This window comes from Arthrobacter sp. SLBN-83 (assembly GCF_006715285.1).
In the GTDB taxonomy this organism is placed as follows: Bacteria; Actinomycetota; Actinomycetes; order Actinomycetales; family Micrococcaceae; genus Arthrobacter.
In genome coordinates this window covers 3,349,812-3,370,370 of sequence record NZ_VFMX01000001.1, presented here as the reverse complement: position 1 = coordinate 3,370,370, position 20,559 = coordinate 3,349,812, and the positions used below count along the sequence as shown (strand labels likewise).

General features: G+C 64.1%; 16 protein-coding genes and 1 pseudogene. 6 read left to right on the top strand and 11 right to left on the bottom strand.

What is annotated here, in order from left to right; all coding sequences use genetic code 11:
* Positions 1–32 precede the first annotated feature (32 nt).
* Together FBY30_RS15765 and fabF are read left to right on the top strand one after the other, a co-directional pair.
* Positions 33–278 carry an acyl carrier protein gene (locus FBY30_RS15765; RefSeq protein ID WP_009359314.1) on the top strand — a complete coding sequence of 82 codons (246 nt, stop codon included), beginning with the start codon at positions 33–35 and terminating at the stop codon, positions 276–278.
* Between the two features lie 175 nt (positions 279–453).
* Entirely contained in the window at positions 454–1,689 is a 1,236-nt protein-coding gene (fabF, locus tag FBY30_RS15760; protein WP_142133573.1) for a beta-ketoacyl-ACP synthase II, read from the top strand.
* Between the two features lie 127 nt (positions 1,690–1,816).
* Here the strand turns inward: fabF and FBY30_RS15755 are convergent, their stop codons facing one another.
* The 10 genes and pseudogenes from FBY30_RS15755 to FBY30_RS15715 form a co-directional block, all read right to left on the bottom strand.
* Positions 1,817–2,320 carry a DUF3145 domain-containing protein gene (locus FBY30_RS15755; protein WP_142133572.1) on the bottom strand — a complete coding sequence of 168 codons (504 nt, stop codon included), beginning with the start codon at positions 2,318–2,320 and terminating at the stop codon, positions 1,817–1,819.
* A 236-nt stretch (positions 2,321–2,556) separates the two neighbouring features.
* Positions 2,557–3,483, bottom strand: coding sequence for a tyrosine recombinase XerC (locus FBY30_RS15750; protein WP_200830702.1), 927 nt, complete (start codon positions 3,481–3,483; stop codon positions 2,557–2,559).
* Positions 3,484–3,529: 46 nt separating this feature from the next.
* Positions 3,530–4,750, bottom strand: a complete 1,221-nt coding sequence (dprA, locus tag FBY30_RS15745; RefSeq protein ID WP_142135319.1) for a DNA-processing protein DprA — start codon at positions 4,748–4,750, stop codon at positions 3,530–3,532.
* Between the two features lie 32 nt (positions 4,751–4,782).
* Positions 4,783–5,652 (bottom strand): annotated as a pseudogene (locus tag FBY30_RS15740) (YifB family Mg chelatase-like AAA ATPase); the annotation flags it as partial.
* A gap of 81 nt (positions 5,653–5,733) precedes the next feature.
* A complete protein-coding gene (locus tag FBY30_RS20720; protein ID WP_156400141.1) occupies positions 5,734–5,904 on the bottom strand; it encodes a hypothetical protein in 171 nt (56 codons plus the stop codon).
* 10 nt (positions 5,905–5,914) lie between these two features.
* Positions 5,915–6,766, bottom strand: coding sequence for a hypothetical protein (locus FBY30_RS15735; RefSeq protein ID WP_056387349.1), 852 nt, complete (start codon positions 6,764–6,766; stop codon positions 5,915–5,917).
* Between the two features lie 118 nt (positions 6,767–6,884).
* Positions 6,885–7,976, bottom strand: a complete 1,092-nt coding sequence (locus tag FBY30_RS15730; RefSeq protein ID WP_056387352.1) for a hypothetical protein — start codon at positions 7,974–7,976, stop codon at positions 6,885–6,887.
* 3 nt (positions 7,977–7,979) lie between these two features.
* A complete protein-coding gene (locus FBY30_RS15725; RefSeq protein WP_056387355.1) occupies positions 7,980–9,188 on the bottom strand; it encodes a GIY-YIG nuclease family protein in 1,209 nt (402 codons plus the stop codon).
* Positions 9,185–11,161 carry a DEAD/DEAH box helicase gene (locus FBY30_RS15720; RefSeq protein WP_056387358.1) on the bottom strand — a complete coding sequence of 659 codons (1,977 nt, stop codon included), beginning with the start codon at positions 11,159–11,161 and terminating at the stop codon, positions 9,185–9,187. Before FBY30_RS15720 ends, FBY30_RS15725 begins: the two co-directional genes overlap by 4 nt.
* A complete protein-coding gene (locus tag FBY30_RS15715; RefSeq protein WP_056387359.1) occupies positions 11,158–13,857 on the bottom strand; it encodes a DNA methyltransferase in 2,700 nt (899 codons plus the stop codon). Before FBY30_RS15715 ends, FBY30_RS15720 begins: the two co-directional genes overlap by 4 nt.
* 355 nt (positions 13,858–14,212) lie before the next feature.
* Between FBY30_RS15715 and FBY30_RS15710 the strand changes: the two genes are divergently transcribed.
* Entirely contained in the window at positions 14,213–15,385 is a 1,173-nt protein-coding gene (locus FBY30_RS15710) for a hypothetical protein (protein ID WP_056387362.1), read from the top strand.
* On the opposite strand, the gene FBY30_RS15705 is transcribed toward FBY30_RS15710, so the two are convergent.
* Positions 15,366–15,857: a helix-turn-helix domain-containing protein gene (locus tag FBY30_RS15705; protein ID WP_082581619.1), complete on the bottom strand. Its 492-nt coding sequence runs from the start codon at positions 15,855–15,857 to the stop codon at positions 15,366–15,368. The genes FBY30_RS15710 and FBY30_RS15705 overlap by 20 nt on opposite strands.
* A gap of 442 nt (positions 15,858–16,299) precedes the next feature.
* On the opposite strand from FBY30_RS15705, the gene FBY30_RS15700 reads away from it, so the two are divergent.
* The 3 genes from FBY30_RS15700 to FBY30_RS15690 all read left to right on the top strand — a co-directional run bounded on the left by FBY30_RS15700 (position 16,300) and on the right by FBY30_RS15690 (position 20,507).
* The gene (locus FBY30_RS15700) at positions 16,300–16,683 is read left to right on the top strand and encodes a hypothetical protein (RefSeq protein ID WP_056387364.1); all 384 of its coding nucleotides are present in this window, start codon (positions 16,300–16,302) and stop codon (positions 16,681–16,683) included.
* Between the two features lie 172 nt (positions 16,684–16,855).
* Positions 16,856–18,157 carry a hypothetical protein gene (locus FBY30_RS15695; protein WP_142133571.1) on the top strand — a complete coding sequence of 434 codons (1,302 nt, stop codon included), beginning with the start codon at positions 16,856–16,858 and terminating at the stop codon, positions 18,155–18,157.
* Between the two features lie 58 nt (positions 18,158–18,215).
* Positions 18,216–20,507, top strand: coding sequence for a phage tail tip lysozyme (locus tag FBY30_RS15690; RefSeq protein WP_142133570.1), 2,292 nt, complete (start codon positions 18,216–18,218; stop codon positions 20,505–20,507).
* Positions 20,508–20,559: the final 52 nt, after the last annotated feature.

Sequence of the window (20,559 nt, the reverse complement as noted above, 5' to 3'; positions counted from 1 at the left end):
CCCTGCCGGCAATACAAGAAAAGGAGCCACCAATGGCTAGCAACGAAGAGATCCTGGCCGGCCTGGCTGAAATCGTCAACGAGGAAACCGGCCTGGCCCCGGAGGCCGTCGAGCTGGACAAGTCCTTCACCGAGGACCTGGACATCGACTCCATCTCCATGATGACCATCGTGGTCAACGCCGAGGAAAAGTTCGGCGTCCGCATCCCGGACGAAGAGGTCAAGAACCTCAAGACTGTTGGCGACGCTGTCAGCTTCATCGCCGGAGCACAGGCCTAGTCACAGGCTTTTCGCCGTCTTACGGCTTGGCGGGGCTGCCGGTCCGGATTGACCGGGCCGGCAGCCCGCCGCATTTATCCGGCGCAGTACCCGGACCGGGACTGGCCGATCATCAACATGTGCGGGACCCTGCGGTGGACGCAGCCGGATTCCCCACCGACGAAAGAGTGATCCCATGACACGCAAAGTAGTCATTACCGGTCTGGGTGCCACCACGCCCATCGGCGGCGATGTCCCCACCATGTGGAACAACGCCCTCAAAGGGGTCTCCGGTGCCCGCACCCTGGAGGACGACTGGGTAGCCAAGTACGAGCTTCCCGTCCACTTCGCCGCCCGGTGCAGCACGCCGGCCCTCGACGTGCTGAGCCGTGTTGAGGCCAAGCGGATGGACCCCTCCACCCAGTTCGGCGTCATCGCCGCCCGTGAGGCCTGGGCTGATTCCGGCATCACGGAAATCGACCAGGACCGGCTTGCCGTGGCCTTCGCCACCGGCATTGGCGGCGTCTGGACGCTGCTGGACGCGTGGGACACCCTCAAGGAAAAGGGCCCGCGCCGCGTGCTGCCCATGACCGTTCCCATGCTGATGCCCAACGGTGTGGCCGCGGCCGTCAGCCTCGACCTTGGGGCCCGCGCCGGCGCGCACACCCCGGTTTCCGCCTGCGCCTCCGGCACCGAGGCCATGCACCTTGGCCTGGAGCTTATCCGCTCCGGCAAGGCGGACGTGGTGATGTGCGGTGGTGCGGAAGCTGCCATCCACCCCATGCCGCTGGCAGCGTTCGCCTCCATGCAGGCACTGTCCCGCCGCAACGACGAGCCGGAGCGCGCCTCCCGCCCGTACGACACCGCACGCGACGGCTTCGTCATGGGCGAAGGCGCCGGCGCCCTGGTCCTCGAGGCCGAGGAACACGCTCTTGCCCGTGGAGCCCGCATCTACGCCGAGCTTGCTGGAACGTCGGTCACTGCGGACGCATACCACATCACTGCCCCGGACCCCGAAGGGCTCGGCGCAACCCGCGCCTTGAAGGCTGCCATGTTCGACGGCCGGATCCACGCTGAAGACGTGGTGCACGTGAACGCGCACGCCACCTCTACCCCCGTGGGCGACAAGCCCGAGTACACCGCGCTGCGTGCCGCCCTGGGCACCCATGTGGACAACGTGGCCGTGTCCGCCACCAAGTCCCAGATGGGCCACCTCCTGGGAGCCTCCGGTGCGGTGGAGGCTGTCCTCACCGTCCTGGCCGTCCATGAGCGCAAGGCGCCGGTCACCATCAACCTTGAAAACCAGGACCCTGAAATCCCGCTCGACGTTGTCACCTCCGCCCGCGACCTGCCCGCAGGAAACATCGTGGCCCTGAGCAACTCGTTCGGCTTCGGCGGCCACAACGCCGTGGTGGCCATCCGCAGCGTGTAGCCACGGCGGGGCAACTGCCCCGGATACGAAAGGAGGCCCCGCCGATTGGCGGGGCCTCCTTTTGTGCTATGGAGGTGTTGGTGCGGTTTTGGCCGCCCTGGAGTCGCCCTGGAAAGGACGACGGCGGTCAGCCCACTTGGTGGAGCCAGCGGACAGGAGCGCCCTCGGCAGCATGCCGGAACGGCTCAAGTTCCTCATCCCAGGCTTCGCCCAGGGCGAGGGAGAGTTCGTGGTAAACAGCAGAGGGGTCCCCGGCACCGGACTCATACGCGTAGCGGATGCGGTCCTCGGACACCATGATGTTGCCGTGTACATCAGTGACGGCATGGAAAATCCCCAGCTCGGGGGTGTGCGACCAGCGGCCGCCGTCCACGCCCTGGCTGGGCTCCTCGGTCACCTCATAGCGAAGATGCGCCCAGCCACGGAGGCAGGACGCCAGTTTGGATCCCGTACCGGGTGCGCCGGTCCAGGACAGCTCGGCCCGGAACATTCCGGGCGCGGCAGGCTGAGCGGTCCACTCAAGGTCCGTCCGCTTGTCCACCACAGCGCCCACCGCCCACTCAACGTGGGGGCACAGCGCCGTAGGGGCCGAGTGAACGAACAGCACACCGCGGGTCATTGCAACAGACATTCCATCCTCCATAGCTCTAGGTACGTCTTCCCCAACGACCTCTGCCTGGATGGAACTGCCATGCCCTTCAACGCGGCGGTGGTTCCCTGTATTTAGATGTATCAGATTAAGCTGTGTCCGGGCTTGCCGCGCCGCGCGAAACCCGAAGGGCTTCAAGCGGTACTTGAAAGTTGCCGGACGTGACTCTTATTGTGCCGTACCTCATGGAATTACGCCAGTGCGATTAGCTACGGTGGTCAGGCCCTGGGATGGGCCTGCTGATAGCTCTTCCGCAGGCGGTCCACCGAGACGTGCGTGTAGATCTGGGTGGTGGCCAGGCTGCTGTGGCCCAGGATCTCCTGCACGGCGCGAAGGTCCGCGCCGCCGTCGAGCAGATGGGTGGCGGCAGAGTGCCGGAGCGCGTGGGGTCCTGTCGCGGACGTATCTCCCAGCGCCTCGAAGAGCATGTTCACCATGGCGCGGACCTGGCGCTGGTCAACCCGTCCACCGCGGGCTCCGAGAAAAAGCGCCGGCCCACTGGTCTCCTTGGCCAGTGCCGTGCGCCCCCGCCGGAGCCAGTCGTCGAGGGCCACGGCTGCGGGGACTCCGAACGGGACTGTGCGTTCCTTGTTGCCCTTGCCGATGACCCGCAGCGTCCGGCGGTCCGGGTCCAGGTCATCGACGTCCAGGCCCACGAGTTCCCCCACCCGGATGCCTGTGGCGTAGAGGAGTTCAACCATGGCGCGGTTCCGCACAGCCATGGGTTCGCCCTCCATGGCGGAGATTTCGAGCCGCTCCAGGATACGCGTGAGCTGGGAGGCCTGCAGGACACCCGGCAGTGACCCTTCGCGTTTGGGTGCCTTCAGGCGCAGCGCAGGGTCCACGTCGAGGAGTTCCTCGCGGAGCGCCCAGGCCGTAAAAGTCCGGGCCGTGGCAGAGCGGCGCGCGAGGGTTGCCCGGGAGGCGCCCAATGAACTTTGACTGCCGAGCCAGCGGCGGAACGTTCCGAGTTCAAGGTCCTTCAGCGCTGCCGCGCCTTCCGATGCCGCGTAGGACAGGAAGCTGCGCAGATCGCCCAGGTAGGCACGCCGGGTATGGGCCGACACCGCACGTTCCCCAGACAAGTAACCGGCAAAGCCATCCAGGGCCTTGCCGAGCTCCATCGGCAGTTCATCATTCTCCACTCCCCTACTTTCCCAGTTGCATGGCCTCCGCCCCAGGGGGACACGGTCATCCCTTGCCGCGTTTCCACCCGCCCCGTTCGGACACGGCGAGTCCCAGCAGCCCAAGCCGGCCCAGTCCTGCCCGCACCGAGTCCTGGCCAAGGCCGGCCACGGCCGAGAGCTTTTCCACGGAAGTGGTGGAACGCAGCGGCAGCGCGTCCAGCAGGATCAGGTCTTCCAGGGTCAGTCCGTCCTGTACTGCAGCTTGCGCCGTTCGCTGTTCCGGCAGGTCGGTTCCGCTCGGTGAGGCCAGTTCGGCCACCTCCGCGGCGTCGGTGACACAGACGGCGCCGCCGTCCCGAAGGAGCCGGTGACAGCCGGCGGAATTGGCGCTGTGCACCGATCCGGGAACGGCGCCGACGGCACGGCCCAGGGTTTCAGCGTGGTGGGCCGTATTGAGTGCCCCTGAGCGCCAGCGTGCCTCCACCACCACCGTCACAGCGGAGAGGGCAGCTATCAGCCGGTTTCGCTGCAGGAACCGGTAGCGGGTTGGTGCCGACCCCGGCGGCACCTCGGCCAGTACCGCACCCTGGTTGGCCACGGCCCGGAGCAGGTCATCGTTGCCGGATGGATAGAAGCGGTCCACTCCCCCTGCCATGACGGCGATGGTAGGGACAGCGGACGAGCCGCCGGCAAGCGCTGCCCGGTGTGCATGGGCATCGATGCCGTAAGCCCCGCCCGATACCACCGTAAAGCCGCGCTGCGCCAGCGAGTACGCAAGGTCGCCTGTCACGGCAGCTCCATAGCTGGTGCTGTCCCTGGATCCCACCAGGGCGATGCACTTGTCCATGGCTGGTAACGGCTGCTGCTGGCCGCGCCACCAGAGACAGATGGGCTCCTGGATTCCCAGGTCCGCGAGTTGGGCGGGCCAGAGCTCGTCCCCCGGAATAATAAGGCGGCCACCGAGGCGGGCCATGGTGGCAAGATCACGTTCCGGTGCAAGGTCGGGAAGCCGCGGCTGCCAGCGCTTCAGTGCGGCGGCCAGCCCCGCCCAGCTTTCGCCGGCGCCGCTGTCTGCCAGCAGCAGGGTGATCTCGCGCTCCAGGTCCGGCCCTGCCGCCACCTGGCCCGTGGCGATCCGCAGGGCGTCGGTTGCCCCTGCGATCCGCACGAGGGCCAGGCCGGCGGTGTCCTGTGGCTCCATCAGCCGTGAAAGCGCAGCCCGGGCTACCCGTTCCGCGCCCAAAGCCGATTCCTTTTTCACGCCCGGTTCCTCTTCCACGCCCATCTTCTTCAGCCCGTTCTGTCCTGCCACGCCTGTCATGCCGCAACCGCCGCAGCCTGCCGCAGGCCCAGTGCCTGCCCGATGTCGTTTGTGTCCGGCGCGTCCCGGTGCCCCAGGTCTGCCAGGGTCCATGCAAGCCGAAGGACCCGGTCGTACCCCCGGGCGGTCAGCACTCCCCGCTCGAGGGACTGGTCCAGGATCCGGGTGGCACCTGCTGGGAGCCGAAGTTCACCGCGAAGGACCCGTCCCGGCACCTGCGAGTTGGTTTCGAGGCCGAAGCAGTGCAGGCGTTCGGCCTGCCTGGCCCGGGCGTCCAGCACCCGGCCTGCTATGGACGACGTGTCCTCTTCCGTGCCGGCCTGTCCAAACTCGGCCAGGGACACCCGCTCCACCTGCAGCTGAATATCCACCCGGTCCAGCAGTGGCCCTGACATTCTGGCCAGGTACCGGCGGCGCATCATGGGCGTACAGGTGCAGTCCAGGCCCTTGCCCGATGCCTTGCCGCAGGGGCAGGGATTGGCGGCGAGCACCAGCTGGAACCGGGCCGGATAGGCTGCCGTCCCGGCAGACCGGTGGATCACCAGCTCACCGCTCTCCAGCGGCTGCCGCAGGGCATCCAGAACGCGCCGTTCGTATTCCGGCGCCTCGTCAAGGAAGAGCACACCTCGGTGGGCCCTGGAAGCAGCGCCTGGCCTGGGCAGGCCCGAGCCGCCGCCGATGATGGCTGCAGCGGTGGCTGAATGATGGGGGTTCTCGAAGGGCGGCCTGCGCAGGAGCTGCACCGAAGAGGCCGGCAGGCCGCACAGCGAGTGGATGGCTGTGACCTCCATGGACTCATGGTCGCCAAGATCCGGCAGAAGACCGGGCAGTCGCTCTGCCAGCATGGTCTTGCCCGCGCCCGGGGGACTGCACACTTAAGTATGCATGCGCGCTGACCTGCGGTTATGTCCGAAAACGGACATCGCAGCGTGGGAGTTTTTGGAGGCTCAGCTCTCGTCGAACGGCAGGCCGACGACCTCATCGCCCGGGTCTTCCGGACCTGCTGGCGGAGCCGCGCTCGGGTGGTCCTGGTACAGCGCGTCGGAGGCGCTCTGGTCGTAGGCGTCGGAGAGGTCTGCACCCTTGGTCCCGAGGACCTGCTCCCAGTTGAATCCCATACACACGACTTTATCGGCCGGTATCGAACTCGCGAAGGATCGCCTCGACGCGCGCGGTGAGTTCGTCGGCGCGTTTGAGGATCTGCTCTTCCTCCTCATGTGACATCTGCCGCCGGGGGCTGGCCGGCATCGCAGCTGCAGCAGGCACCGGCGCAGGTGCGGGCTCCGGACCGTCGAGCAGCAGGGCCGCGGCACTGATGACCGCCGACAGCGAGGATGGGTGCATGGAGCGGTAGGCATCGATCCATCCCCAGCGGTCCATGGCTGGCAGCAAGCCGATGGAGAGGTGCCAATCCGGATTGGGATCCGGCCGCAGGTGCCGGTGCGCGGAGCCTACTTCGTCGCGGCGGTGTCCCAGGACCCGGACGGAACTGTGCGACCACCCGCTGTTGGTGCCGATCACATCAAGCCACGACCAGGTGGCGCACGCCGGGCAGGCGCTCGGGTCCTCGGCGATGCCAATCCACTGGCGCAGCTCGCGCATGCTGTCCGACCGCAGTCCCAGCGCACCTGACCTGTCCAGTCCGAGGCCTCCGTGGGAGCGCGGTGCGAGTAGCACCGCAGCGAACAGAATCCTACGCAGCCGCAGCCGGAAGACCCAGTGCGTGCCGGGGTGCTGGATGATCGCCGTCCCACGCCGGATCAGCCGCTGCAGTGAGCCGGCGTCCTCCCTGTGCCCGCGCGGCCACGCCGGGGCTGGTGGATCTTTGGGAGCCAGCCGCCGGCGCAGTGTCATGAGGACAGCCCGGGACGGCTGTACTTGCTGCACAAAGCGAGAGACTGTGGCCTCGTCGATTCTTCCGGCAGGCACGCCCGTGACCGAGCACCAGTCGGTCCAGAGGTCGGGAAGCGCCGTCGTCATCCTAACGATTCTCCTACCGCGGCTTGGTTCGACACGAGCGTCGCCTCAGGCGAGGGTCAGGCCTGCTATTCGCGACCGCTATTGTCCGCATAACTCTCGATGGGCCATCCGCCGATGCTCAGCTATCAAGCCCGAAAGCAGCGGTGACGTGCTCGATCGTGAACTGGTTTCGCAGCCTTGTAGCCGTGTTCTGGTTGGCGAAAAGACCCGTTTTCCGCACGGCCTCCGCTTGCGGAACGGCCCGTATCCATTCGACCGGAACAACCCATTCAGCATTGTCGTCGTTCTCATCACCCTCGTGGCGATAATTCCCGGAGAGGTCGAGTTCACGCAGCTGTCGCTCGGCCCCGTTCACGAGAAGCGTGCTTTGGTCGTATCGCTGGGCTTCGCCGGCGACGGTACCAACTCCTACATACCCAATCTTGGGAATGTAGGCGAAGACTCTGGCACCAATCGGCAGATTCTTGAGCGTCTGAGAGTACCTCTTGCCGCCACCGCCCGAGACGAAACCGTACTTCATGCCGTCGACCCATTGCCGGCCTGTTGGCTCTTCACCAAATGAGACGTACCAGTCAGACCCGTTCCAAGGCTCACGTGTCTTATTCTTCCGCGAGATCGCGGAAATGGACGACTTGGCTTGTTCGCTCTGATCGACCAGCCAGCTGCGGGCAAGGTACGAAGATCCGTTGTCCTGAAAATGTCTGAAGAAGACGACGTTGATGGGAACATCGAAGTCTTCATTGAGGAACCGCACGATGCGCTCGGTAGCGTTGTCAACGCTGGCGGCAACGATTGTAAATTCTTGTGCAGTGTTGACCTCTTCAGGAAGAGTGTCGCCGAAGCGATCGGCAAACGCTTCTTCAAGAGCAAGGCCTGGACGGTAGGTGGCGAAGATATTGTCGATATCGCTTCGGCCAAGGGTTGCTGCCCAGGAGCCGTAATCGAGGGTTTGAGCGGCAACATCGCGTGGAGTTTTGTCGCGTTTGAGTTCGATTACGTGCAGCGACGCCGTTTCGTCCAGGGCGAGCAGATCTACGAATCCCCCGTGCGCGGTCGGAACCTGCCGGCCAATGACGAGAAGCGGCTCGCCAAGCACTGACGGGTCAGACTCGATGTAGCCCTCCAACTGGGATTCCAAGCCGATTGATGTCGGCACTATCCGGCTGAGTTGGCCGCCCTCTGCCCGCCACAAGCCCATCTCAACAGCCATTCGTCATTCCCATCCTGCCTGTTGTCGTTCGACGAGTTTCTTGAGCTGAGCGTCGTAGACATAGTCGGTGATCTCGCCGGACATGATCATTGCGACGGCTTTGTTGATGGTTTCCAGCGGCACCACGAACCACTCCGATGGGTCGTAGTCGCGTCCCTTCCGGTCGACCTGCGTCAGGTCCAGACGCACCTCGGCGAACACCCGGTGCAAGAGGTGCTCCAGCCACGACGCACGCACATTGTAGAGGCGGTAGTCTGCCAGCACCTTCACGGGTGCCATCAGGTAGGTCGGCGACTTCGCCGCGTTTTTGATGCGGGTCTCGACTTTGGTAGTCGAGAAGCCGATCTTGTGGAGATCCTTCATCCCAGCGACAACAGGATCCTTGCTGAGCGACTGCAATACGTAGATGTGGCCGCTCTCCACGTCGGCGTCGAGGGCTTCGGTAGCATCGTGGCCTGTCCGCGCCAGGACCTGGCCCTGTGCTTCGTACATGCGGGTCATGAGGCTCTGTTTGTACATCGCCGATTCAGTGCCGTTTTCGAAGACGAGGCGGAGCCGCTGCTTCTGCCTGGGCTTGCCGCCGACAATCAGGTCCACGTCTTCACCGACCTCAGCGACAAAGCACATAACGCCACTGAGAACGAAGAACGCACCCTCACGGATAAGATCCATGCCGGTGAAAGGCACCAGACTATATGTGCCTTCGGCCAGCTCGGCGTGCTTCGCTTTGAACAAAGGTTCGAACAGGTCGAAGTCCTCGGCCTTTACCCGCTGAGCGACCGAGTCCGGAGACTCGGGCCGTTTGATCACGGGAAGATCCGATACGTCGAGGATGCCACTGTCGTCGCCGAGCAGATCGTCCAGGTCATCGCTGTCAAGAAGCTCGTCCAATGACTCTGGCGCTGCCTCTACAGCCAGGAGTTCGAACTCCGTGTCGAGGTGTTTGAGCGCTGCGATCTTTTCGTCGTTGGCCAGGATGCCCTCCAGGCGGGCCCCAAGCTTCCGCTCGGCGATCTCCCTCGTCGCCGAGCTCGGCAGACGCTCGTGTGTCCGGCGGAACTCCACGATCTCTAGGAAAGCCCGCTCAAGGCGGTCAGACGAGGTTACCTTCTTGGCTTTCTCAGGCACGTTGAGCAGGCCATCGAGGTCGTTGTCGATGAGGTCTTGCAGGGAAGCCGGCGCTTCCTCGAAAATTTCGTCGTTATCGATCATTCGTCCGTTGCCATTTCAGTCGCACGCTTTTGGGCTTCAAGTTTCTGCTTGGCCCGCTGGAGCCAGAGCAGCGCGTCGGCGTATCGTTTCTCAGTCGGTTCCTCGGCACGGGAGTCTGGCCGTCGATTGTTGACCTTGATCCAGTTCTTGATCCGGGGAACAAGAGCCAGAGCCTCTTCCTCAGTGAACTCGACGCGGGTAGCCGTGATCTGGTCCTGGATGATCCGCAGTACGGAGGGAGTCACCGACTTGGACATGACCTCGAAGGCGCGCTGGAAGGGGTTCACCGAGTCGATGAGGTTGATGGAGAGTTCATCGATGTTGACGAACTTCTCTGCCATCTTGATGAAGCGTTTGTCTCCGACTTCGCGGACCTCACCGTTCTTGACCACTGAGTCCACGACGACCTGCTGCCGCACCTCCTCAACCTGCGAGTCGCTGAGGTCCGGGTACTTTTCCCGGATGATCTTCGGGATCAGGAGCTTGTTGGCGGTCTCAGCGTCGATTGAGCCGGCAGCTGCGCGAGCGAAGGTGTCGTCTTGCAAGATCGTAGCTTTCAGGTCGTTCAGGTCCGTCTCGACGATCTGCCTGACACGCTCCGTCGAGGGCTCCTTGAAGCCCTTGATCTTCAGCTGACCGGGGATCTTCGAGTCGTCACCATCGAACTTCTTAGTTTTGAAGGTGAAATTCTGTGCGAGTACCTGCTCCATAAGCAACGATGCCGTAATGGCCTTCAGCATGTTGTTCACCGAGACCTTCACTTCACCCTGAGTGGCGTCGGGCTCAGCGATCAGGTTCGTGAACTGGGCATGCTCCTTGCCGGGGCTGTCGCGGGTAACGCGGCCGATGATCTGGATGACCTCGGTCAGCGAGGCACGGTACCCGACGGTCAGGGCGTGCTCGGCAAAAGGCCAGTCGAAGCCTTCCTTCGCCATGCCCAGGGCGATGATGATGTCCACAGCGTCGCGCTCTTTCGAGGCGACATGGGAGAGATAGTGGAGCGTGTCAGCACGTTTTTTCTGGTCAGTGTCATCCACGAGGTCGGCGACGCGAAGAATTTCACCGGTATCTTTGTGGCGAATGCTGATGATTCCGGTATCGGGGTCAGTGGCTTCGACATGGCCGATCGCATCGATGATGAACCCGACTTCTTCGATCTTGTCCTTGGTGGACTCCCCCGAGTTGACGTTCGGAATATGAACGATGGTCTTCTTATCCAGGTGCAGGACTTCACCTATAGCGTCCGTATAGCGGCCCTGGTAGAAGTGATGGCCGATGCCGAGCGAGTGCAAGTGCTCATAACCGTTGAGCTGGTCGTAGTAGTTGAACGTGACCGGCGTGAACTGTGCCTCGTCTTCAGCGGACAGAACCGGCACTGAGTCTCCGCGGAAGTACGAGCCGGTCATTGCCACGATGTGCACGTCCGAGCCGTTCATGACTTCACGCAGGAGCGCGCCGAGGCGGTTGGCTTCAGTATCAGCGGAGACATGGTGGAACTCATCAATCGCCAGCACGATGCCGTTGAACGCTTCCGGTGCGAGTTTCTCAAAGGCGAACCGTAGCGTCGCGTGCGTGCAGACCAGTGTGGCGTCGGGGCCTTTGAGAAAGTCGATGAATGCTCCGACCTTGCCCTGCGAGGAACCGGCGTCGCAGAGGTTGTGCTCGGCTTTGATTTCCCAGTCTGCGAAGAATCCGTGCGAGGTGAGCTTCGTCGAGGAGAAGGAGGCTCCGATGGATCGCTCGGGGACGGCGACGATGACCTTTTTCCGGCCCTGGTTATAGAGCTTGTCGAGCGCAACAAACATCAAAGCCCGCGACTTGCCTGAGGCCGGCGGGGCCTTGACCAGAAGGTGCTGGGCATCTCTCTTGGCGAAGACGCGCTGCTGCATCTCTCGCATACCTAAGGCATCGGTGTTAACCGACGCCTTGGTGCGGGCATAGGTCACGTCGACGATGTTGATCGGCTTGTTCACTTCTTCTTGCTCCCCTTTGCAGATTCCGCTGCCATCTCTTCATACATAGCAAAGAGGTCCGACAGTCTTTGCTCATCGGTCTCGTATCCGCGCTTGGAGTAGATCGAATCCACCAACACATCAATCTCGGCATGCGCCGTCCGCAGGTCCTCCGGCATAAAGTCCGGATCGTACAAATCGGCGAAGTTGCTCTCGCAGTGGTACTCACGTACGTCAAGCACACGCAATGCCGTAATGGTCAGCTTCTCCTTCATCGCATCCGACAGGGGCGGCAGCGGGAAATTGTTGTAGACGATCGTATTCGAGTAGCGGATTCGGGTTTCCAGTTGCCCGCCAACAGCTCGGGTCCAAACCATGTGCATCCGAGACATTAACAAAGCGAAGACCCAAGGCTTCGCGTCATACACAGCGTTCGCCGAATCTCCGACAACGGTCTCTGGCCCCAGATAGCCAAAGGGTATGTACTTGCGTCGCTCGGAAGAGTGCCGAGGGACAATGATGGATTCCGTCGGCTTGTAGCTAATTTGTACAAATCTATGAGGTTGAGAGGCGTACGCGGCCGTGCTGGCCGCTTTGCTCTTGCTTCGTTCCTCCGCTACGCGGGCCAGTCGGCTGGCGATTGGTGCGATGGATAAGGCAGTCGCAGCGAAGCCGTCAGGAATCCAGAGGCAGTAGCGTTCTCCATCGTTGATCACTTCGGATGTTCCCATGAATCGCTTGATGAACTGACCGCTCTGCGGGTCGTTGTCGATCATCTGCTGGCGCTCATCCGGAGACAGTAGGAGACCACCACCGTCACGCGGCATCGAGCCGAAAACCATGTCGGGCAGCTGAGCACTGAGTGGCTTCTTGCGCCGTTCCATGACGACATTGGGTCCATCAGCGAGATAGCCGTTGATGTTGTCCGCTGTAATCTGAAGGTCCTCGGTATAGAGGTACTTCGGCTCCGTCCGAGCCATTCGCAGGCTGATTACTGCGACGGTGACGCCGGCGTTGCGTTTGGCGTTGTTCTCCCACTTGAAGGACGTGTAGGCGAACCCGATTTCTATACCCTTGGTGAAGATCATCGGGAACATCAGGCCAACGTGTTCGCCCTGAGACACCGAGTTCGTAGTGACGAACGCGAGCTCGGCTCGCGTGCCCTCGATATAGTCCGCACCCTTCAGGAACCAGAGCGCGATGTAGTCCAGGTTCTTCGAGTATGGACGGCGTCCGAACACGAAGTCGTAGTCCGCCTTTTGATCCTTGGTCTGGGTCTTCGCCCCGACGTACGGAGGGTTTCCGATGAGATAGATCTCCGCCTGTCCGTTGTTCGAGCAGACCGTGTTCCAGTCGGTACGTGCGGCGTTGCCAGCCTGGATCTGTCCGGTCTCCTTGAGCGGGATCAGCGGGATAGAGATGTTGAACTTATCTTTGAACTCTGCATTCATCTGGTGCTTGGCGATCCAGAGGGAGAGGATCGCCACCTCGACTGCGAAATCGTCGATCTCAATACCGTAAAAACTCTCGATGTTGATCTTCGACTCGGCATACAGCATCTGGTGCTTCGGATCGATCTCGAAAAGGCGTTCAAGGATCGCGTGTTCCAGCCGGCGCAGTTCCTTGTACGCAATGATGAGGAAGTTGCCGGACCCACAGGCAGGATCGAAAACTTTGATCGCGCTGATTCGCTCGAGCAGTGCTTCAAGCTTTTTGACTGAGTCGAACCCTGCATCGAGCTGTTCCTTCAAATCATCCAGGAACAGCGGCTCGATGGTCTTGAGGATGTTCGGCACTGACGTGTAGTGCTGGCCCAGGTCGCTGCGCTTGCCCGGGGTGACAATGGCCTGGAACATCGAGCCGAAAATGTCCGGGTTGATGTCACGCCAGATCAATGTGCCCAACTCAATCAGCAGGTCGCGGGCCTTTTTCGTGAAGACCGGAACGATGTGCTCAGATGACATCGTGAACAGTCGGCCGTTGACATACGGGAACCCTGCCAGGTGTGTGGGCTTCTCGGCGGCATCTTCAGTATCCAGTGCCAGAAAGACCTCGGTGAGGAACTCCGCGACGTCGGATCCATCAAGCTGAGTATGAGAGCCGACTGCATTGACGAAGACACCCTCTTCGAAGATGCCGGTGTCTTCGGCGAAGAAGCAGAATAGGAGCCGGGTGAAGAACACGTTGAGCGCGTGACGCCCGTGCGCCATGTCGAACATTCCGGGGTTCGCCGCCAGCAGTTCGTCGAACAATTTGCCCATTTTCTCGGCAGCTTTGACGTCAGCGTGCGCCTCAGCGACATATTGTGCCTTCTCCATGCCGGCCCAGGGCAGGAAGAACGTGAAGTACTGGTCGATGTCCCGGATCGGGATCATCAGGTTCTCGCCGGTCTTCGTATCGATGGCCAGCAGTTCCGTGTAGTCGGTGACGATCACGAAGCGGGTGTTGTATCGGACGACCAGCGGTGAAGTCTTCAGCTCGTCGATGACGGCGAGAGGATCACCGGTCGTCTCCTTGAAGTAGACGACGTTCTTTTGTGCCACTTCAGTGGACGGGTCATGGGCAACGTTGAGCGAACCATTCCGCAACCTGGTCACGTTGCCTTGCGGCTTGCCGTAGGCCAGCAGCAGGCTGAAAATGAACTCGCGATCGTAGGATTCACGGCCCCCGAGCGGGGCAACGCGTTCCTCGACGGCTTTCAGGTTGAGCTTCACCATGAACGAGTTTCCTTCGCGAACATGATCCCATCATGGGCCGCGGTGCAATTGGTGATGAGGCCCTTGTCCCTGGCACTAGCTGAAATACCGTCGGCAGACGACCACGGTTCACACACGTTGTTACTCCTTACATGGCAGGGCGGGACGCTCTACCTCCCCGTGATCTTATCCGGGACGGTGCGGCGGTTGTTTTTCCCTCACCGCGTCACGCGAGGGCAGTCTTCCTCCATGCCCCGATAAGCGCCCTTACCAGAGACCCGGTTCGAAGCCGCCCCGTCGATCGCGGGTATGGGGAATCGCCACTGACAGACCATTGCGACTTGGATTCTCCGGCCAGTGAGTCGAGACTGGAGTCATGGCAGTACAGGTGAGGCTCGCAGCGCTCAGCGCTCCCACCGTCCCACCTGAACCGGAGGTGGACGACGAGCTGCGCGAGCTCGAAGAAATTTCGCGGTCTTTGGAAGGACACACGCTGTCTGCTGCCACCCGGCGCGCCTATGCCACGGCGTGGCGTGCCTTTGATGACTTCTGTACCGGCCACGGACTGGAGGCGCTGCCTGCGCATCCGGAGACCGTGCGCTGGTACGTCGCCTGGATGTCCACGCAGCTCGATGACGACGGGCTCCCCCGGTTCTCCGTCGCGACGATCCGCCAGCGCCTGGCCGGTATCGGCGAGAGGCACCTGCGCGGCGGGCTTCTGGATCCCACGGCCCACCGCGGCGTGGTGGATCTCGTGCGCGGGCTGGCCAAGCTGCGGGCCACCAGGCCCCGGCGCAAGCGCCCTCTGCTTCTGGACGACGTGGTCCGGATCATCGCGGTGATGGAGCACGACACATATCCGGCAGGCGTGTCAGCCACCAGGGACGCCCTGGCGGTGTGGCTCGGGTTCGCAGGGGCCCTGCGCAGGAGCGAGGCGGCGGCCCTGACGCTGAACCGGCTCGAGCTGCACCCGGTCGATGGTGTCCACGTTCATGTGGGGGCCTCGAAGGCCGACCCGGAGAACGCGCTGCCGGACGTGGTCGTGCTGCCGTTCGGGAGCTCGCCGGCATCCTGTCCCCCGTGTGCGGTGCACCGTTGGGTCGTGCTGCTCGGGCTCGCCCGGCAGGACGATGCGCGCACACGGCGTCGCGGGATCATGCAGCAGCTGTTCTCGTACGGTCTCGAGGAGCACGTCTGCGGAGCCGCCGGCTCAACGGCGCTCATCAGCAGCGCCGACCTGGCCTCGGGCGCGCCCCTGCTCCGGGCAACGTACCGCAACAGGAAGGACGCCCGGATCCATGCACGGGCGGTGAGCGGCGACGCGCTGCACACGATGCTGCTCTCGCGCATGGTCGAGGCGGGGATGAACCCTGCTGCCTACGGCTTCCACTCGCTGCGGGCCGGGCACGTCACCCAGGCGCGGCGCAACGGTGCGAGCACGGAGGAGATCATGCGCGCCGGCCGGTGGAGCCGGGCAGCGACGGTAGACGTTTACGACCGCGAGTTCAATCCTGCGGCACGCAACAGCGTCATGCGTCTGGGGTTGTAGACCCCTCGATGCCGGGGGCAAGCCGGTGCCCGTACTGGTCGTCCTCCTCGACCGGGACGCGGGCGTCGATGCTTTCCATGAGGCGGAAGTCGACGACACCTTTGAGTTGAGCGCCGCCGCCGAGCACTTGAATGGCCTTGGAGAGCCGCAGCACCTCCAGCCTGTTCTTCTCCCACTCGCGCTGGGCCGCTGCCAGGTCGGCGAGGTACTGCTGCAGCTGGGCCTCGCTCTCTGCCTCCGGATCCTCGGCGACCAGGATCGCCAGGGGGACGTCCAGGGCCTTGGAGGCGGCGACCGCCTCGTCCAGGCGGACGGCGCGGATTTGCTGCTCTATCCGGGTCACCGCCGAAGGGTCGACGTTCGTTCCAAGGATCTCGGCAATCCTGCGGGCCAGCTCAGCCTGGCTGATGCCCAGGCGTTCCCTCTCCTGTCGCAGTCGGCGGGCGAAGAGGTCTCCGGGCAAGGCGTTCATCTGGTTTGGGCTCCTGGTCGGGTACATGGGCGCGAAGGGCTCAGCAAGAAGCGTATGCCGAGCCGTGCCGGAGCCGCACACCGCGCGCCCCGTCATGTGAAATCTACACGTTTTTGAGCAGAACGTCAGTCCTCCCGCCGACACCTCGTTTGCGCTGGTCTTCGAGCACATTTTGGACTCGTATCCGACTCGTCACGGATACGACTATGACTGATGACTCGAATGATGTAGATTGGTCACTGAAGATGTGCACGTATACGAGTCCCTAGAGAGGGGTCGGCCGCATGATTGCAGGCATGTCGTCCCGCTCAACGGGGAGTCACGTCGCATCGGGAGAGACCATTGATAGGGCGCTGTGCTCTGTCTAGGCGAATCGGTTGTGCCAGTCGCCTCGTGACACATGTCATGCAAGCGACCATTCGATAGGCGAGAGGAAAGAACCATGACGAAGATTTACGAGGCGGCACTCGAGCGGGTCGCCCTGCCCACCGCGGCCTGGGACCTGACGAGCTTCCTGGAGAACGCGAAGTCCCAGATCCAGCTCTGGGGCGGGCTGCTGCTCATGCTCCTGGGTGCGGTCGGACTGGTCTGGGGCGGCGTGCTCCTGATCAAGAAGCTGATGGCCACCCCGCAGTCCGCGGGCCAGCAGCAGGGCTGGGGCACCATCGCCCTGCTCATCCTGGTCGGCGGCGCGCTCGGCACCGGTGGGTGGTCGCTGATCAACACCATCGGCTCCGGCGGCCAGAAGACCCTCGAGGACCTCGGCGGCGGCTCTGTCCTCGTGCAGACGGTCAGCCACGTACTGACCAGCGGCGTCCTGGGCTAAGCCCGGCGCGGCAGGAATCAACGGCCGGGCACACAAAGCGTCGACGGACCGCACCGGGTCGGTTGAGGTCACCAGGCCTCAACCGGCCCGGTGCGTCGTTTCCGGGGTCGGACGACGGCGCTGACGACGAGCAGGACAGGCAGAGCAAGGAACAGGACGAACGGGAACGGACATGGGGATCAAGGACAAGGCGCTGGCCTTCGGCAAGCGGTTCAAGCTCGACTCGCACCACGCAATCGAGCGCTTCGGGGTGTTCTTCGGCATCTTCGCTGTGATGGGGCTGGTCGTGGTGGCCGGCTCGGGTGCCGCCGCCTTCAAGGCGGGCAGCGACGCGGTGTCGCACACCGCGCTCTACAACACCGAGTTCACCTCCTCGAAGACCCAGCTCAAGGGCACGGTCGACGGGGTCTACACCAATCACACCGGCAACAGGGCACTGGTCATGATGCACTTCCCCGCCAGCGCGGCGATCTCGTACAACGCGGCGGACTACCAGGCCTTCCTGCTGGGCACCAACGACAAGCTGCAGACCGAGAAGGTCAGTACCAGCGGAATCAGGGGCACCTTCCACGTTTTCGGCTCGACCGGTTACGTCGGGGTCCTCCTGGACGCGGACCGGCCCTTCGACCGGCAGGTGCTCAACCTGACCGTCCGCGCGAACGCCGAGCTGACCTACGACGAGCGGCAGCAGAGCAGGGATGACCAGGTCGTGGGCGACTCGAGCTTCAAGAAGTACGACCAGTGGCGCGTGATCATCAACCCGGGTGCGTCGGGCACCACCGACATCCCGGCCCTGGACGCGGCCAGCTTCGACCCGGCCCGGGCCTATTACGACGTCGTGCTGAAGACCCAGGAGCAGCAGACGCGGGACAAGCTCGACCAGAAGCTGCTCGCGACGCGCACGAGCCTGAAGCAGGTCGAGTCGTACACCTCCGACCTGGCGACCACCAAGGTCGATGGGCTCTTCCTCCGTCCGCCGGCCGTTCCGACCTCCATCGCAGGTGATCAGGTGGCTGGTGTCTCGGCGGCCGAGGCCAAGGACGGGAAGGCGACGCTGGAGCTGAAGACGGGCCATGTCGTGCCCGGCGGATTCGACTTCAACTGGCGCGCGGGCAACGTCTATGCCGGCTACCTCGACACGCTCGTGCCCGCCGGTAAGGGCTATGTGCAGTTCCTCGCCGACAAGCGCGCCGAGGGCAGCGACAGCACGAGCCAGCAGGTCTCGGACATGAAGTGGGTCCTCTCCGACGGCACCGACCTGAAGAAGGACTACCGGTCCTCCGAGGTGACGATGCGCCCGCTCACGAACGTGATGAACAACCTCTCTCAGGCCTACCAGGACTACGGCAAGGCCAAGTCGGAGTACCAGTCCGGGCTTCTGCTCGAGCTGCTCGGCCTGGACGTGAAGCTGCGCGATGTGCAGTCCAACAGCACTGCGAACTCGGCCGGGGACTTCCTGACCGTCTATCACTGAGCGCGCTCCACGGAGCGGGCAGTCACCACCCAGGCATCGAGCCGGAAAGGACAAGCTTATGGCCATCGACCAGCCGACGCGGCGGGATGACCCGGCCCGGCGCGCTGCATCGCCCCGCGGGGACCGCAGGTCCGCCGACGGGGGTGCGAAGGAGGAGTCGCAGCCCCCTCGTCGTGAGGGGTCCGGCGTACGCCGCGCCGGGCCCCGTACCGGAGCGGCCTCCGCTCCTTCCCCGTCCGGGGATGCAGCCAAGGGTCTGCCGAAAACCCCGGGGGCCGCCCCCGCGCCGCAGCCCGTGGACCCGACGCCTGCGGGCCGCGGGTCGAAGCACCTGGGAGCCGCACCGGCCCCGGACGCAGCGGCTGCCGCTGGCAAGGCCACAGGTGCGGCCGACACAGCCAGCAAGACCAGCAAGGCCGCCAAGGCTGCCAAGAGCCTCGACGGTGTCGCCGCCGGGGCGGCCGGGGGAGCTGCCCGCAAGGCGGTCGAGGGTGACGGCAGCAGCGCGGTCCGCCGCGGTGCCGGCCGGTACGCGGGAGCGGCTGCCTCGGGAGCTGTCGCCGGGGCGCAGGCCGGAGCCGCCGCCGGTGGTGTCGGCGCGCTGCCCGGGGCAGCGGTCGGCGCTGCCAAGAATGTGGGCCTGGAGACCGGCAAGGATGTTGTCGACGGTGCGTCCAAGGTCACCGGCGGAGGTCCGGACGCCGAGCCTGCCGACAAGCGGCTCGGTGCCGGGGGCACCGGCTACGAGCGGACCTCGCAGAAGGAGAAGGACGGCCAGCTGCTGTCCAAGACCGCCAGGGGTGTCGCCGTCGGCGGCACCGCGGCGGCCGCTCCCCCGGCTGCGGGGCTTCTCATGGTCATGGCCTTCCTGAAGTGGCTCAAGACCATGTTCTTCGCGATGCTCGCGATGGCCGCCAACGCGGCCAGCATGATCTGGGGTTTCATCCTTGGGATCGCCAAGGCGGTCGGGCACACGATCGCCGCACCGTTCATCGCACTGGGCGGGCTGGTCGGCAAGGCGGCAGGAGCCGTGTTCGGGGTCACCGTGACGGCCACCGTCGCCCCGGTGGCCACGGCCGCATCCGGGGTGGCTGCGACCGTTGCCGCGGTGGCTGTGCTCAGCACGGTCCTCACGGGTGTGCTCGACCAGGCCGGCCTCGATGGCGGCCGCGGCTCGACCATGACCAACTGCATCGTCAATGTCAGCCGCAACGGCCCCGGCGCTGACGTCCCGGCGAATACCGAGGCGAACGCCCGGGCGGTCTACTCCGTGCTGAAGACCTGGGGTATGCCCGAGGAGAACATCGCGGGCATCCTGGGCAACTGGTCGCAGGAGTCGGGCGTGGACCCCACCAGCGTGGAGGGCATCTACAACGAGCCCTACCAGATCGGCCCGCGCAAGCAGACCGCCTGGGACGGGAACTTCACCCACATCCCCGGCCAGTCGCACGGCGGCATCGGTCTGGGCCAGTGGTCGAACGGGCGCACCACGATGCTCCTGGATTATGCCAAGTCCAAGAACCTGGACTGGTACACCATCAAGGCCCAGCTGGCATTCATGGCGGAGGGCGACAGCCCGGGGGACGTGGCCGTGTTCAAGGACATGATCAAGACCTCGCAGGGCTCTCCCTCTGCTGCTGCACTGCACTTCCACGACAAGTGGGAGCGCTCGGCCGACAACGCTTCACAGCTGCAGGAGCGTAAGGCCGACGCCGAGATGTGGTTCGGCAAGATGAGCGGCTGGACCGTCGACACCTCGGTCGTGGGCGGGGTCCAGGACATCGTGGGCGGCATTGTCGACACGGTCGGCAGCGGGATCCGCTCCATCTTCGGCAACTGCGACAGCGACACCAAGGTGCGCCCGGGCAGCCTCGTCGACGGCGGCATGAACGAGGAGCAGGCCCGGCAGCTGATCGACCTGTACAACCAGGAGGGCGACAAGTTCCTGGACGACAAGTACGGCGCTGGCGGACCGGGCTCCTGCGGCGACAACCACGCCATGAACTGCGTGTCGTTCTCGGTCTACTTCATGAACAAGTACACCTCGTTCCAGCAGTACCCGCCGGGCGACGGCATCCAGACAGCCCACGCGATCGCGTCCATGACGGGCAAGCAGGTCTCGAGTACGCCGACGGCGTACTCGGTCGGTTCCGGGCCGGGTACGGGGTCCGCGGGCCACACCCTCGTGGTGCTGGGCGTGCAGGGCGACAAGGTCATCCTCGGTGAGGCCGGCTACTGCGCGTTCATGGGCCGCGTTCGCGTTGACAGTGCGGAGCGGATGAAGTCCGAGGGGTGGGTGTTCGTCGACGTCACGGACCTCATCACCACGGGCGGCAACCTGCCGGCGTAGCCGGCGGAAGCAGGGCCGGTGTCCGGACGATCCGGGCACCGGCCCTTTCTGC

Excerpts from the sequence above, each read along its gene's own strand:
- FBY30_RS15755 (WP_142133572.1), bottom strand. The coding sequence starts at position 2,320 with ATGTCTGTTGCAATGACCCGCGGTGTGCTGTTCGTTCACTCGGCCCCT.
- FBY30_RS20720 (WP_156400141.1), bottom strand. The coding sequence starts at position 5,904 with ATGGGATTCAACTGGGAGCAGGTCCTCGGGACCAAGGGTGCAGACCTC.
- FBY30_RS15690 (WP_142133570.1), top strand. The coding sequence starts at position 18,216 with ATGGCCATCGACCAGCCGACGCGGCGGGATGACCCGGCCCGGCGCGCT.
- FBY30_RS15695 (WP_142133571.1), top strand. The coding sequence starts at position 16,856 with ATGGGGATCAAGGACAAGGCGCTGGCCTTCGGCAAGCGGTTCAAGCTC.
- dprA (WP_142135319.1), bottom strand. The coding sequence starts at position 4,750 with ATGGGCGTGGAAGAGGAACCGGGCGTGAAAAAGGAATCGGCTTTGGGC.
- FBY30_RS15710 (WP_056387362.1), top strand. The coding sequence starts at position 14,213 with ATGGCAGTACAGGTGAGGCTCGCAGCGCTCAGCGCTCCCACCGTCCCA.
- FBY30_RS15725 (WP_056387355.1), bottom strand. The coding sequence starts at position 9,188 with ATGATCGATAACGACGAAATTTTCGAGGAAGCGCCGGCTTCCCTGCAA.
- FBY30_RS15730 (WP_056387352.1), bottom strand. The coding sequence starts at position 7,976 with ATGGCTGTTGAGATGGGCTTGTGGCGGGCAGAGGGCGGCCAACTCAGC.
- FBY30_RS15700 (WP_056387364.1), top strand. The coding sequence starts at position 16,300 with ATGACGAAGATTTACGAGGCGGCACTCGAGCGGGTCGCCCTGCCCACC.
- fabF (WP_142133573.1), top strand. The coding sequence starts at position 454 with ATGACACGCAAAGTAGTCATTACCGGTCTGGGTGCCACCACGCCCATC.
- FBY30_RS15705 (WP_082581619.1), bottom strand. The coding sequence starts at position 15,857 with ATGAACGCCTTGCCCGGAGACCTCTTCGCCCGCCGACTGCGACAGGAG.
- FBY30_RS15715 (WP_056387359.1), bottom strand. The coding sequence starts at position 13,857 with ATGGTGAAGCTCAACCTGAAAGCCGTCGAGGAACGCGTTGCCCCGCTC.
- FBY30_RS15735 (WP_056387349.1), bottom strand. The coding sequence starts at position 6,766 with ATGACGACGGCGCTTCCCGACCTCTGGACCGACTGGTGCTCGGTCACG.
- FBY30_RS15765 (WP_009359314.1), top strand. The coding sequence starts at position 33 with ATGGCTAGCAACGAAGAGATCCTGGCCGGCCTGGCTGAAATCGTCAAC.